Below are 13,261 nucleotides of genomic sequence, written 5' to 3' on the forward strand. Positions count from 1 at the left end.
GGGCGCCATGAAGCTGATCTCTGCGATCATCAAGCCCTTCAAGCTGCAAGCCGTTCGCGAGGCGCTGACCGATCTGGGCATCCAGGGCCTGACCGTCACCGAGGTGAAGGGATATGGGCGGCAGAAGGGTCAGACCGAAATCTATCGCGGCGCGGAGTACGAAGTGAATTTCGTGCCGAAGCTGAAGATCGAGATCGCCCTCAACGACGACCTGCTGGAGGCAGCGGTCGAGGCGATCCAGACCAATGCCCAGACCGGCAAGATCGGCGACGGCAAGATTTTCGTGTTCGACCTCGAACGTGTGGTGCGCATCCGCACGGGCGAAACCGACAAGGACGCTCTCTGAGCCAACGGGAAGGAGACCCACCAGAGATGGCGCTGACGGCCACCAACTTCCGGCGTGCCGCCCTTGCGGCGATCGCTCTCACCCTCGTTGCGGCACCGGCGCGGGCCGAAGTCGACCCCGAGGTTCAGTATATCCTCAACACCTTCTCGTTCATCATCAACGGCGCCCTGGTCATGTGGATGGCCGCGGGCTTCGCGATGCTCGAATCCGGCCTGGCCCGGACGAAGAACGTCGCCACCATCCTGCTCAAGAACATCTCGCTCTTTGCCGTGGCCGGCATCACCTTCTACCTCGTCGGCTACAACCTGATGTACATGAACGTCGACGGCGGCTGGATCGGCAGCCTGGCCATCTGGTCGCAGAGCGATGCCACGGGCGACGCCATCGTCTACGAGGCCGGCACCTATGCCTCGGCGTCGGACTGGTTCTTCCAGATGGTCTTCGTCGCCACCGCTGCGTCGGTCGTGTCGGGCACCGTCGCGGAACGCAGCAAGCTCTGGTCGTTCCTGCTCTTCGTCGTGCTGCTGACCACCATCAGCTATCCGATCACCGGCTCGTGGGTCTGGGGCGGCGGCTGGCTGTCCGAGATGGGCTTCGTGGATTTCGCCGGCTCCACCCTGGTGCATGCGGTCGGCGGCTGGGCGGCCCTGGTCGGCGCCATCATCATCGGCCCGCGCATCGGCAAGTACAGCCGTGACGGTCGGGTGAACCCGATGCCCGGCTCCAACCTGGCGCTGGCCACCCTCGGCACCTTCGTCCTCTGGCTCGGCTGGTTCGGCTTCAACGGCGGCTCGATGCTGGCGCTCGGCACCGGCGCGGATGCCACCGGCATGGCCAATGTCGTGGCCAACACCAGCATGGCGGCTGCCGGCGGCATCGTCGCCGCAATGATCCTCTCGCAGCTGCTCTACAAGAAGGTCGACCTCACCCTGGCGCTGAACGGCGCGCTGGCCGGCCTGGTCTCGATCACCGCCGGCCCCGACACCCCCTCCATCGGCGGGGCGATCCTGATCGGTGCGGTCGGCGGCGTCCTCGCCAGCCTGACGGTGCCGCTGCTCGACAAGCTGAAGATCGACGACGTGGTCGGCGCCATCCCGGTGCATCTCGTCGGCGGCATCTGGGGCACGATCGCCGTGCCGATCACCAATGCCGATGCCAGCTTCGGCACCCAGATCGTCGGCATCGTCGCGATCGGCGCCTTCACCGCGGTGTTCTCGGCCGTCGCCTGGCTGCTGATCAAGTTCACCGTCGGTGTCCGGGTCTCGGAAGAGGTCGAACATGGCGGGCTGGACAAGGCGGAGCTGGGCCTCGAAGCCTACCCCGAGTTCGGCCGCGGGTCGCAGACCCTCTGACGCCACCACCCATCGCACACCCGGCTGCCCCGGCAGCCGGTCCTGCCTGCGACGCCCCGGCCTTCTGGTGAAGGCCGGGGCGTCCGCTCTTGCGGCAGAGCGGTCAGGCGCCGTAAGGTGCCCCGGCACCCCCGCGGCCCGCACCCAGGACGCCCCCGGCCAACGCCCGGGTGGCACGACCGACGGACGGCGGTTTCGGAACGACTTCAATCCTCTGGCGTCATCCATGCTCAATCCCCGGCTCGCCGCGCTCACCGACTACCCGTTCCGGCGCCTGGACGCGCTGATCGCCGGCGCCGAGCCGCCGGACGGGATCACCCGGCTGATGATGTCGCTGGGGGAGCCGCAGGGTGGCGCCCCGGCCCTGATTGCCGAGATCGTGGCGGCAGAGGCGGCGGGTTTCGGGAAGTATCCGGCCGTGGCCGGCACGCCGGATCTGCGCCGGGCGATCGCCGCCTGGGCCACGCGCCGCTACGGCCTGCCCGACGGCTTTCTCGACCCCGAGACCTCGGTCCTGGCCGCGGCCGGCACCCGCGAGGCGCTGTTCGCCACCCTTCAGGCGGTGACACCCGAGGTGAAGGACGGCGCGCGCCCGGTGGTGCTGATGCCCAACCCCTTCTACCAGGTCTATGCCGGCGGGGCGGTGATGGCGGGGGCCGAGCCGGTCTTCGTGCCGGCGACCGCAGAGACCGGCTTCCAGCCGGATCTGGCGGCGGTCTCGCCCGATCTCTGGCGGCGCGCCTCGGCCGCCATCGTCTGCTCCCCCGCCAACCCGCAGGGCACGGTGCTGAGCGAGGCGGCGATGCTGGATCTGATCCGCCTGGCGCGCGCGCATGACGCGGTGCTGATCGCCGACGAATGCTATTCCGAAATCTGGGTCGAGACCCCACCCCCGGGCCTGCTGGAAGTGGCGGCGAAACATGGGCTGGGCCTCGACAATCTGCTGGTCATGAATTCGCTGTCCAAGCGCTCGGGCGCGCCGGGCTTGCGCGCCGGCTTCATCGCCGGCGATCCGAAGCTGATCGCCGGCCTGCTGCGCATGCGCACCTATTCGACCGGCTTCCTGTCGCCGCCGCTGATGGCCGCCGCCACCGCACTCTGGGCCGACGAGGCCCATGTCGAGATCAACCGCGCCCGCTATCGGGCCTCGATGGCCGCGGCCGAGCGGATCCTGGGCCCGGCCTTCGGCTGGACCATCCCGGCCGGCGGCTTCTTCGCCTGGGCCGATGTGGGCGATGGCGAGGCGGCCGCGCGCCGGCTGTGGGCCGAGGCCGGTGTCAAGGTCCTGCCCGGCGCCTATCTTTCCCGCGAGGGCGATCCGGCCCATGGCTTCGCCCCCGACAATCCCGGCGCCCGCTATGTCCGCATCGCGCTGGTCCACGCACCGGATGTCGTCGAGGAGGGGCTGACCCGCATCGCCCGCACCCTCGCCGGCTGACCGCCGCCGCCTTCCGCCACCGTCCCGCCCTCGTGGACATCCCGTCTTCCAGACACGATCAGCCGAGACCCATGGCCGCACGCTCGACCGGAACCGATCGGACGACCCGCTTCCTGCCCGCCGGGGCTGCCGGCCTTGCCCAGCGCCTGACCCGCGCCGCCGGCGGGCTGGTCCTGGCGGTGATCGCGATCTGCCTGATCCTGGCCCTGGCGAGCTATGACCAGAACGATCCGTCGCTGAACCACACGGCGGAATTCCCCATCGTCGCCAATGTGATGGGCATGGCCGGCGCCTATTTTGCCGACATGTCCCTGCAGGCGCTGGGGCTGGGGGCGGTGATCCTGCCGATGGTGATGCTCGGCTGGTCATGGCGGCTGATGCGCGGCCGCGGCCTGCCGATGCTGTGGCTGAACCTGACCGTGCTGCCCGTGGCCCTGGTCGCGACCGCGGGCCTTGCCGCCGCCTTCGGCCGGCCGGAAGGCTGGCCGCTGGAAAGCGGGCTCGGCGGGGTGGTGGGCATGCTGCTCTATGCCCGGCTCACCGCCGTCACCGGCGTCGGCCCCTATCTCGTCATCACCCTGGGCCTGGCGCTCGGCGGCATGCTGGCGGCGGCCGGCATGGGGCTGGGCGACTGGCGCAGCATCGGCCGGGGCATCGGCTCCGCCGGCGGTCTTGCCGGCCGGGGCGGCAGCCGGCTGGCCGGCCTGTTGCGGCGGCGCCATGCTGCGGCAGACGACACACCAGAGGCCCGCGGGCGCCCCGCGCGCGGCCAGGCCGCCCGCCGGACCGCCGAGCCGCGGTTCGACGACGATGCAGCACCGGTCCCGGCCCCGCCCCGGCGCCGTGCCCCCGAACCCGCCGAGGCCCCGGCCGCCGGCGGTCCGCGGATCGGCGCGCCCCGGCGCAATGTGGAGGCGGCCGCCGCCGAGGCCCGCCGCCGCAACCCGCTCAACCTGGACGAGGCGTCCAACTACCGGCTGCCGGCCCTGGATCTGCTGGCGCTGGCACCGCGCGGCGGTACCGGCAGCCAGGATCCGGGACTTCTGGCCGAACAGGCCCGGGCGCTGGAAGGCGTGCTCGACGATTTCGGCGTCAAGGGCCGCATCGTCGAGGTCCGCCCCGGCCCGGTGGTCACGCTGTTCGAGCTGGAGCCGGCGCCCGGCATCAAATCGTCGCGCGTGATCAGCCTGGCCGACGACATCGCCCGCTCGATGAGCGCCATTTCGGCCCGCGTCGCGGTCATTCCGGGGCGCAACGCCATCGGCATCGAACTGCCCAACCCGAAGCGCGAGATGGTCTTCCTGCGCGAGCTGCTGGCGAGCGAGGCCTACGAGGTCACCGCCTCGCGGCTGGCGCTGGCGCTCGGCAAGGATATCGGCGGCGCGCCGGTGATCGCCGATCTTGCCCGCATGCCCCATCTTCTGGTCGCCGGCACCACCGGCTCGGGCAAGTCGGTCGCGATCAACACCATGATCCTGTCGCTGCTCTACCGGCTGTCGCCCGACCAGTGCAAGTTCATCATGATCGACCCCAAAATGCTGGAGCTGTCGGTCTATGAGGGCATCCCGCATCTGCTGGCACCGGTGGTGACCGAGCCGGGCAAGGCGGTGGTGGCGCTGAAATGGGCGGTGCGCGAGATGGAAGGCCGCTACCGCGCCATGTCGAACCTGGGCGTGCGCAATATCGGCGGCTACAACAAGCGCGTCGCCGAGGCCCGGGACGCCGGCGAGATCCTGACCCGCACCGTTCAGACCGGCTTCGACCCCGAAACCGGCAAGCCGATCTTCGAGGAACAGACCCTCGAGACCGAGCCCATGCCCTATATCGTGGTCGTGGTCGACGAGATGGCCGATCTGATGCTGGTGGCCGGCAAGGACATCGAAGCGGCGATCCAGCGCCTGGCCCAGATGGCCCGTGCCGCCGGCATCCATCTGATCATGGCCACCCAGCGCCCCTCGGTCGACGTGATCACCGGCACGATCAAGGCCAATTTCCCCACCCGCATCTCTTTCCAGGTCACCAGCAAGATCGACAGTCGCACCATTCTGGGCGAACAGGGTGCCGAGCAGCTGCTGGGCCAGGGCGACATGCTGCACATGGAAGGCGGCGGACGGATCACCCGCGTCCACGGCCCCTTCGTCTCGGATGAAGAGGTGGAGAAGGTGGTCCGGGCTCTTAAAGAACAGGGTGCGCCCACCTACATCGAAGCGGTGACCGACGATCCGGAGCTTGCCTCCGGCAGCACCGCCGACATCATACAGGGTGGTGGGGCCGGCGGCGGCGGTGGCGAGGACGATCTCTACGATCAGGCCCTTGCCGTCGTGCTCCGCGAGCGCCGGGCCTCGACCAGCTTCATCCAGCGCCACCTGCAGATCGGCTACAACCGGGCGGCGCGGCTGATCGAGCGCATGGAGAACGAAGGCGTCGTCAGCCGGGCCGATCGCACCGGCCGCCGGGAGGTACTGCTCGGCGAGCCCCGCGACGACTGAGCGCCGATACGAGGAGTTTCCCCCCATGTCCCTTCGCCTGTCAGGCACCCTTCGCCGTGCCGCTTTCGCTGCGGGTGCCCTCGCGGTGATCGCCACGGCCCTGCCCGAGGCCGCCCTCGCGCAGCAGAAGCCGGCTGCCGCTCCTGCGAAGGCACCCAATGTCGCCGCGGCCGAGGCCCGACGCGACATGGACCGCGCCGAAGCCTATCTGAACGGCTTCCGGCGCATGAAGGCGCATTTCACCCAGGTCGCGGCCGATGGCTCGACCTCGGAAGGCACCTTCTACCTGTCCCGGCCCGGCCGGCTCAGGGTCGATTACGATCCGCCGGTCGATCAGCTTCTGGTCGCCAACGGATCGCAGCTGATCCATTACGACCGCAAGCTCGATCAGCCCTCCTACATCCCGCTCAGCCAGACGCCCGCCGGGCTGCTGACCCGCGAGACCTTCGATTTCGACGATCCGCTGCTCGAATTCGCCGGCTACGAACGCGATGCCAATGCCTTTGCGATCACGCTTCGCGACGCCAAGAACCCGGATCTGGGCTCGCTGGCCCTGGTCTTCACCGACAACCCGGTGCAGCTGCGCCAGTGGGTGGTGACCGATCCGCAGCGCGGCGTCACCCGGGTGACGCTCAGCGATGTGAAGCTGGATCCGACGCTGGACAGCGACCTCTTCGTCTTCAACCGCTTCGCCCCGAAGAAGTGACGAGGCCCGGCAAGTGATGGTCCAGTGACCAGGGCCGGCCCCGCGGTCGACAGCCGCGCGATCTGGCGGATCGCCGGGCCGATGATCCTGTCCAACCTGTCGGTCGCGGCCCTGGGCGCCGTGGATACCGGCGTCGCCGGCCATCTGGGCTCGGCGGGCAGCCTGGCCGCCGCGGCGATCGGCGGCCAGCTGCTGTCGTATTTCGTCTGGTGCTGCGGCTTCCTGCGCATGGGCACCACCGGGCTTTCCGCCGGGGCGGCCGGTCGGGGCGACCGTCCGGAAGGGGCGGCGGTGCTGGGCCGCGGGCTGGCGCTGGCACTCGGGCTCTCCGCCCTGCTCGGCCTGGTCCTTGCCGTCGCCCTGCCCTGGCTGCTCGCCCTGTTCGGCCCGGCGCCCGCGGTCAGGGATCTGGCGGCCGGCTATGTCCTGATCCGCCTGACCGGCCTGCCGGCCGCCCTGGCCGTTCTGGTGCTGGTCGGCTGGTTCGTCGGCCGGGGAGAGGCGGGTTTGCCGCTCGTCATGATCCTGGCGACCAATCTGGTCAATGCCGGGCTCGACCTGTTGCTGGCCCTGCATCTGGGCCTCGGCCTCGACGGGCTGGCGATCGCGAGTGCCGTGGCGGACTGGACCGGCTGCCTGATCGGCCTTGCGGCCGCGTTTCGCACCCTGACCCGCGAGCGCACGCCCCGCCCCGGCAGGCGGGCCCTGGGCGACTGGCCGGCCATCGCCCGCATGGCCCGGATCAATGGCGACATCTTCGTCCGCACCCTGCTGCTGATCGGCGGCTTCGCCCTGTTCATGAGCCTGGCCGGGCGGCTCGGCACCACCCAGCTTGCCGCCACCGCCCTGCTGCTCACCTTCTTCAGCATGGCCTCGCAGGGGTTGGACGGCATGGCCTATGCGGCGGAATCGCTTGCCGGCCGCGCCCTTGCCGCCGGCGATCTGGCGGGCTTCGACCAGGCCGTGCGCATGACCGGGATCTGGACGGCGGCGCTGGGCGTGCTGGCGGCTCTGGTCTTCGCCCTCGCCGGGCCGCTGCTGATCCAGGCCCTCACCGATCTCGACGAGGTGCGGCGGGTGGCCGGCGATCTTCTGCCCTATGTCGTCGCCCTGCCGCTGATCGCCTGGGCCTGCTTCTGGCTGGACGGGGTGTTCATCGGCGTCACCTGGTCGGGCGCCATGCGCGATGCAATGCTCATCGCCTTCGCGATACATCTTGGACCGGCACTGGTTCTGCCCGATATGATGGGGGCGGACGGGTTGTGGATCGCCTTCCTCGGCCTGTTCGCGGCGCGTGGCCTGGCGATGGCCGGCTGGTATCTGGCCCGTCGGCGTCGCCTCTCGCCCCAGCCTCAACGATCCAGCATCTGAGAACGCCACCTCGCGGCCTGTCGCAGCGGCCGCACCAGCCATCGGAGCCGATCGCCTTGTCGAGCGCGCCCATCTCCTCCGGCCGCCGGCCGGTCATCGCCGTCACCGCCTGCATCAAGCTGGTCGAGGGCAGCCCCTCCCACGCTGCGGGCATGAAATACGTCGAAGCCGCGGCGGATGGTGCCGGCGGCATGCCGCTGATCGTGCCGGCGCTGGGCGCCGGCATCGACATCGATCAGGTCCTGGATCTGGTCGACGGCGTGCTGGTCACGGGCAGCACCTCGAACGTCGCGCCCGAGATCTATGGCGGCCCGGCGCCCCGGCCCGGCAACAAGGGCGATCCGGCGCGCGACGCCACCACCCTGCCGCTGATCCGCGCCGCGATCGAGCGCGATCTGCCTCTGCTCGCGATCTGCCGCGGCCATCAGGAGCTGAACGTCGCCCTGGGCGGCAGCCTGCACCAGCATGTCCATGAAGTGCCGGGCATGATGGATCATCGCGACGATGCCAGCCTGCCCTGGGAAGAGCGCTTCGGCCATGCCCATCCGGTGATGCCCGAAGCCGGCGGCCTGCTCGCCCGGATCCAGGGCGGTGTCACGCCCTTCCTGGTCAACTCCCTGCACCACCAGGCGATCGACCGGCTGGCCCCGGGGCTGCGCGTCGAGGCCCTGGCCGAGGACGGCCTGGTCGAGGCGATCTCGATCCCCGGCCGCCGCTTCGTCCTGGGCGTGCAGTGGCATCCCGAGGCGCTGTGGCGGATCGACCCCGCCCATGACGCCATCCTGAAAGCCTTCGGACAGGCGGCCCGCGAACGCGCCGCCCGTGCCGAAGCCGCTGCCTGAAGACCTGCCCGCTGGATATCTGCCTCATGCCCCGCCTGCCCGACGATTTCGACGACGACACCGACGGTTTCGACCCCGATCACCCGCTGGCCGATCAGCCGGCACTGGCGGCGGTCGCCCGCTTCGCCCGCATGCTCGAGACCATCCCCTGGTTCTCTCGCGTCGGCGACCGGCTGGACGCCGACGACAGGGCTGCGGCCGAAGACTATCTGTCGGCGCTGGGCTTCCCCGGTGCCGCGGTGGTCCCGGTCGGCGACTGGTACGAGGCGGCGGACTGCGCCGAGGCACTGGACATGCACTCCCTGTCCTGGGAGGAGGAGGAGCATCTCCGTGCGGTTGCCCATGAAACCGCGCTCGAGATCACCGATGAAGAGGCGCTCGACGTGGCGCTTTCCCATGTCGCCCATCAGGCCGCCTCTCTGGTCGGCCCGGCCGCCGTGCTGTCGATGCGGGTCGGCGGTCTGGACGACGAGGCCCTGGCCCGGGCGGCGGCCGGCCATGCGGTTCAGGCCTGCCACCAGGCGGCCCTGGTCCTGGCGGCGGGGCTGGGGGCCGAGCATCCTTTCGCGCTCAAATTCCGGCTCTACGAACGGGGTCGCTGGCCGGTCTCGATCACCGGAGAGAGCTTCAACCTGTTCTGATTTATAGATCTGCGTATGCCGATTGCCGGAAGGTGGCATGGCGGAGATCGCCGTGTCACTGGCGCCAGTTCGCGTCATCGGTTCAAATGGTGTGGTCGGACCTGAATTCGAAACATCCAACCACGGGTCCGACCAGCCGAAAGGGGTCCGGCCCGTATGGATGCAGTCATCGACTTTCTCAACACCCTGCTCTGGAGCTATGTGCTGATCTACGGCCTGCTGGCGGTGGGCATCTACTTCACCCTCCGCCTGCGCTTCGTCCAGATCCTGCACTTTCCCGAGATGATCCGGGCGGTGATCGGCTCAGGGGATAACGACCGCTCGGGCATCTCGCCCTTCCAGGCCCTGTGCACCAGCCTCGCCTCCCGGGTCGGCACCGGCAATCTGGCCGGTGTGGCCGTGGCGCTGTATCTGGGCGGGCCGGGCGCGATCTTCTGGATGTGGGTGGTGGCGGCGATCGGCATGGCGACCGCCTATGCCGAAAGCAGCCTCGCCCAGCTCTACAAGGTTCGCGACGGTCATCGCCAGTATCGCGGCGGGCCGGCCTTCTACATGGCCAAAGGGCTGAAGGCACCCTGGGCGGGCTGGCTGTTCTCGATCTTCCTGATCCTGACCTTCGGCCTTGTGTTCAATGCGGTGCAGGCGAATTCCATCGCCGAGGCCGGCGAGGCGGCCTTCGGCCTGGGTAAGATCTGGATCGGCCTCGCCATCGCCGTGCTGACCGCGATCGTCATCTTCGGCGGCATTCGCCAGATCGCCCGGGTGGCGGAGCTGGTGGTGCCGTTCATGGCGGTGATCTATCTGGCCGTGGCGCTCTATGTCATCGTGGTCAACATCGCCGAGGTGCCGGCCGCGATCGGCATGATCCTGCGCAGCGCCTTCGGCCTGGAGCAGGCGGCCGGCGGCATCGCCGGCGGCATGGCGGCCGCCATGCTCAACGGCGTGAAGCGGGGCCTGTTCTCGAACGAGGCCGGCATGGGCTCGGCGCCGAACATCGCCGCCGCCGCAACGCCCGATCCGCACCACCCCTCCTCGCAGGGCTTCGTGCAGTCGCTGGGCGTGTTCATCGACACCCTGCTGATCTGCACCGCCACCGCGATCATGATCCTGCTGTCCGACCGGCTGGTGCCCGGCTCGGGCGTCACCGGCACCCAGCTGACCCAGGAAGCGCTGACCGCCCATATCGGCGATGCCGGTGCCTGGTTCGTGGCGGTGGCGATCTTCTTCTTCGCCTTCACCTCGATCATCGGCAACTACGCCTATGCCGAAAACGCCCTGGTCTTCGTGAAGGCCGACAGCGCCATCGGTATCACCATCCTGCGCTGCGGCACCCTCGCCATGGTGCTCTGGGGCAGCTATGAGAGCGTCTCGACCGTGTTCAACGCGGCCGATACCTCCATGGGCCTGATGGCCGTGATCAATCTGATCGCCATCGTCCTCCTGTCGGGCACGGTCGCGAAACTCACCCGCGACTATCTGGAACAGCGCCGTGGCGGCCAGACGCCGATTTTCCACGCCGCCGATTATCCCGAACTCGCCGGCGAGATCGACGAGGACATCTGGAGCCGCTGATCGGGCGGAGACGGGCAAAGCAAAGGCCGGCTTCCCCAAAGGAAGCCGGCCTTTCTGCCGTCTGATCCGCCGGTCGGAGACCGGGATCAGTCAGGTCACCGGGACCAGTCAGGCCACCCCGATCAATCAGGCCGGTGCATGCGCCCGGATGAAGGCGGCGATGCGCGGCTTCACCTGTTCGCGCCAGCGGCGGCCGTTGAAGATGCCGTAATGGCCGACACCCGCCTGTTCGTAATGGGCGTGCATGTGCTCCGGCAGCCGGTCGCACAGCTTGTGCGACGCCCGGGTCTGGCCGATGCCCGAGATATCGTCCAGCTCGCCTTCCACCGTCATCACCGCAGTCCGGGTGATGGCCGAGGGGTCGACCAGCTTGCCGTGCACGACCATCTCGCGCTTGGGCAGCAGATGGCGCTGGAACACCCGGTCGATGGTCTCGATGTAGTATTCCGCCGGCAGGTCCATGACCGACAGATATTCATCATAGAACGACCGGTGCGCCTCGGCGCTGTCACCGTCGCCGCGGACCAGATGCTCGTAAAGCTTCACATGGGCGCCGATATGGCGCTCCAGGTTCATGGTCATGAAGCCGGTCAGCTGCACGAAACCCGGATAGACCCGGCGCATCACGCCCGGATAGATGCCAGGCACCGAGTGGATGACATTGTCTTCAAACCACTTCAGCGGCCGGGTCATGGCCAGCTGGTTGACCTGGGTCGGGCTCTCGCGGGTATCGATCGGGCCGCCCATCAGGGTCATGGTGGCGGGCGCGCACGGATCGTCGGCCGCATTCATCAGCGACACCGCCGCCAGCACCGGCACCGAGGGCTGACAGACCGCCATCACATTGGTGCCGGGGCCCAGCAAATGCAGGAATTCGATGACGTATTCGACATAATCGTCGAAATGGAACGGCCCGTCGAAGACCGGCACCATCCGGGCGTCGACCCAGTCGGTGATGTAGACGTCATGGTCGGGCAGCAGGGCCTCGACCGTGCCGCGCAGCAGGGTGGCGTAATGCCCTGACAGCGGCGCCACCAGCAGCAGTTTCGGGTCGTTCAGACCCTCGGTGTCGCGGCGGAAATGTAGCAGTTTGCAGAAGGTGAGATCGTGGACGATCTCCTCGACGACCGGCACGGTGCGGCCGTCGATGATGGTGTGGTCAAGCCCGAAGGCGGGTTTCTCGTAGCGGTCGGTGACGCGCTCGATCACCTCGGCCGCGGCCGCAACCATGCGGCCATAGGGCGAGTAAGACATCGGATTGAACGGCGAACTGTGGATGCGCTGCGCGGCCTTCGCCATCAGACGGATGGGCGTCACGGTCGCGGCATGCAGTTCGTGGAGCTGGTAAAGCATGACCCCTCACGCGCTGTCCGGCGGAACTGGGGAAGCCGCCGGCTGCGGCGGCATCGTCCACCTCCCTCGTGGTCGATGCCGTCTGTCACTGTCGATCTTTGATGCGACCGGCACCATTCGCGGGCGCCGGCTCGGTCGAGGCTGGTTCGGTCTTCGGTCCGGGCTTTGCATCCGTTGCGCAGAGGGCCAGAAAGGCCCGTTCGCGCGCTTCCGGAGAGCGCCCGTGTTAAACATCTGTTTCAATTAGGCATTATCCGCCGAAAAAGTAAACGAGTTCCGAAGACGTTGCCGAAAATCCACGACAACGACCCGAAACGGTCACCCGGCAGGGCTGGATGCGCTGCAAAATGCAGCACGGCGCCATCAAAGATGCTGTTTTATCGCCGCCACGATCGTATCGGGCGTGTCCCCGCGACTGAAATGGGTGAGATAGGCCCCCTCGCGATCCATCAGATAGATGAAGGCGCTGTGGTCGACCAGATAATCGGTGGCGCTGGCATCGTCGCGCACCGCCTGATAATAGACGCGATATTCCTTGGCCGCCGCCGCAATGGCCTCAGGCGTTCCGGTCAGGCCGGTGATGTGATCATTAAACAGGCTGAGGTAACGCGCCATCTGATCCGTGGTATCACGCTCAGGATCGACGGTAATGAACACCGGCGCCACCTTGTCGGCATCCGGCCCCAGCATCTCCATGACGGCTGAAATCTTCTGAAGATCGGTGGGGCAGACATCCGGGCAGAAAGTGTAGCCGAAATAGACCAGCATCAGCCGGCCACGGAAATCCTGGTCGGTGACCGGCTTGCCGGTCTGATCGTTGAGCGCGAAGGGGCCGCCGATCAGGGCGCGGCCCGAGGAAACGCCGCCGGCGCGATCCGCCGACATTTCCACCCAGCGCAGCGCCAGCACACCACCGATCGCGACCACCGCGGCGATCGCGATGACGGCCAGAATGGACGGGCGGCGGGGGGCCTTCTTCGACATGATGTTCACAATCCGCGGGGAAGGCCGGCAGGGCTGGAAGGCCACCGGTCGGGAAGTGCCGAGGGGCGCCCGGTGAGGGAGACCGGAGAGCCCCGACGATACCACCGCCGGGACCAGGGGTCGGGGCCGGCGATGGAGACGTCTTCACCCCATAGCAGCCGGCGCCC

The 13,261-nt window shown here is 68.5% G+C and carries 11 protein-coding genes; 9 read left to right on the top strand and 2 right to left on the bottom strand.

Annotated elements, in window-relative coordinates; genetic code table 11:
• Nucleotides 1-7 precede the first annotated feature (7 nt).
• The 9 genes from WI697_RS00195 to WI697_RS00235 all read left to right on the top strand — a co-directional run bounded on the left by WI697_RS00195 (nt 8) and on the right by WI697_RS00235 (nt 10,757).
• Complete coding sequence (locus WI697_RS00195) at nt 8-346, top strand: P-II family nitrogen regulator (RefSeq protein WP_014746653.1); 339 nt, start codon at nt 8-10, stop codon at nt 344-346.
• A gap of 26 nt (nt 347-372) precedes the next feature.
• On the top strand, nt 373-1,698 hold the full coding sequence (amt, locus tag WI697_RS00200) for an ammonium transporter (RefSeq protein ID WP_062769614.1): 1,326 nt from the start codon (nt 373-375) through the stop codon (nt 1,696-1,698).
• Nucleotides 1,699-1,924: 226 nt separating this feature from the next.
• Nucleotides 1,925-3,136 (top strand): aminotransferase class I/II-fold pyridoxal phosphate-dependent enzyme, encoded by a 1,212-nt coding sequence (locus WI697_RS00205; RefSeq protein ID WP_345957014.1) that lies wholly within the window; start codon nt 1,925-1,927, stop codon nt 3,134-3,136.
• A 71-nt stretch (nt 3,137-3,207) separates the two neighbouring features.
• On the top strand, nt 3,208-5,625 hold the full coding sequence (locus WI697_RS00210; RefSeq protein WP_345957015.1) for a DNA translocase FtsK: 2,418 nt from the start codon (nt 3,208-3,210) through the stop codon (nt 5,623-5,625).
• Between the two features lie 25 nt (nt 5,626-5,650).
• On the top strand, nt 5,651-6,331 hold the full coding sequence (locus WI697_RS00215) for a LolA family protein (RefSeq protein ID WP_014746657.1): 681 nt from the start codon (nt 5,651-5,653) through the stop codon (nt 6,329-6,331).
• A 24-nt stretch (nt 6,332-6,355) separates the two neighbouring features.
• Entirely contained in the window at nt 6,356-7,702 is a 1,347-nt protein-coding gene (locus WI697_RS00220) for an MATE family efflux transporter (protein ID WP_062762542.1), read from the top strand.
• Nucleotides 7,703-7,758: 56 nt separating this feature from the next.
• On the top strand, nt 7,759-8,544 hold the full coding sequence (locus tag WI697_RS00225; RefSeq protein ID WP_345957016.1) for a gamma-glutamyl-gamma-aminobutyrate hydrolase family protein: 786 nt from the start codon (nt 7,759-7,761) through the stop codon (nt 8,542-8,544).
• Nucleotides 8,545-8,570: 26 nt separating this feature from the next.
• Nucleotides 8,571-9,185 carry a hypothetical protein gene (locus WI697_RS00230; RefSeq protein ID WP_345957017.1) on the top strand — a complete coding sequence of 205 codons (615 nt, stop codon included), beginning with the start codon at nt 8,571-8,573 and terminating at the stop codon, nt 9,183-9,185.
• Between the two features lie 156 nt (nt 9,186-9,341).
• Nucleotides 9,342-10,757: an alanine/glycine:cation symporter family protein gene (locus WI697_RS00235; protein ID WP_345957018.1), complete on the top strand. Its 1,416-nt coding sequence runs from the start codon at nt 9,342-9,344 to the stop codon at nt 10,755-10,757.
• A 126-nt stretch (nt 10,758-10,883) separates the two neighbouring features.
• On the opposite strand, the gene WI697_RS00240 is transcribed toward WI697_RS00235, so the two are convergent.
• Both WI697_RS00240 and WI697_RS00245 read right to left on the bottom strand, forming a co-directional pair.
• Nucleotides 10,884-12,110 (bottom strand): polyhydroxyalkanoate depolymerase, encoded by a 1,227-nt coding sequence (locus WI697_RS00240; protein ID WP_062762537.1) that lies wholly within the window; start codon nt 12,108-12,110, stop codon nt 10,884-10,886.
• A gap of 363 nt (nt 12,111-12,473) precedes the next feature.
• Nucleotides 12,474-13,094 carry an SCO family protein gene (locus tag WI697_RS00245; RefSeq protein WP_345957019.1) on the bottom strand — a complete coding sequence of 207 codons (621 nt, stop codon included), beginning with the start codon at nt 13,092-13,094 and terminating at the stop codon, nt 12,474-12,476.
• Nucleotides 13,095-13,261 lie beyond the last annotated feature (167 nt).

This window comes from Tistrella mobilis (assembly GCF_039634785.1).
GTDB lineage: Bacteria > Pseudomonadota > Alphaproteobacteria > Tistrellales > Tistrellaceae > Tistrella > Tistrella mobilis.

Coding starts and splice junctions, on each gene's coding strand:
- WI697_RS00230 (WP_345957017.1), top strand. CDS start 8,571: ATGCCCCGCCTGCCCGACGATTTCGACGACGACACCGACGGTTTCGAC.
- WI697_RS00215 (WP_014746657.1), top strand. CDS start 5,651: ATGTCCCTTCGCCTGTCAGGCACCCTTCGCCGTGCCGCTTTCGCTGCG.
- WI697_RS00235 (WP_345957018.1), top strand. CDS start 9,342: ATGGATGCAGTCATCGACTTTCTCAACACCCTGCTCTGGAGCTATGTG.
- WI697_RS00205 (WP_345957014.1), top strand. CDS start 1,925: ATGCTCAATCCCCGGCTCGCCGCGCTCACCGACTACCCGTTCCGGCGC.
- WI697_RS00245 (WP_345957019.1), bottom strand. CDS start 13,094: ATGTCGAAGAAGGCCCCCCGCCGCCCGTCCATTCTGGCCGTCATCGCG.
- WI697_RS00195 (WP_014746653.1), top strand. CDS start 8: ATGAAGCTGATCTCTGCGATCATCAAGCCCTTCAAGCTGCAAGCCGTT.
- WI697_RS00240 (WP_062762537.1), bottom strand. CDS start 12,110: ATGCTTTACCAGCTCCACGAACTGCATGCCGCGACCGTGACGCCCATC.
- amt (WP_062769614.1), top strand. CDS start 373: ATGGCGCTGACGGCCACCAACTTCCGGCGTGCCGCCCTTGCGGCGATC.
- WI697_RS00210 (WP_345957015.1), top strand. CDS start 3,208: ATGGCCGCACGCTCGACCGGAACCGATCGGACGACCCGCTTCCTGCCC.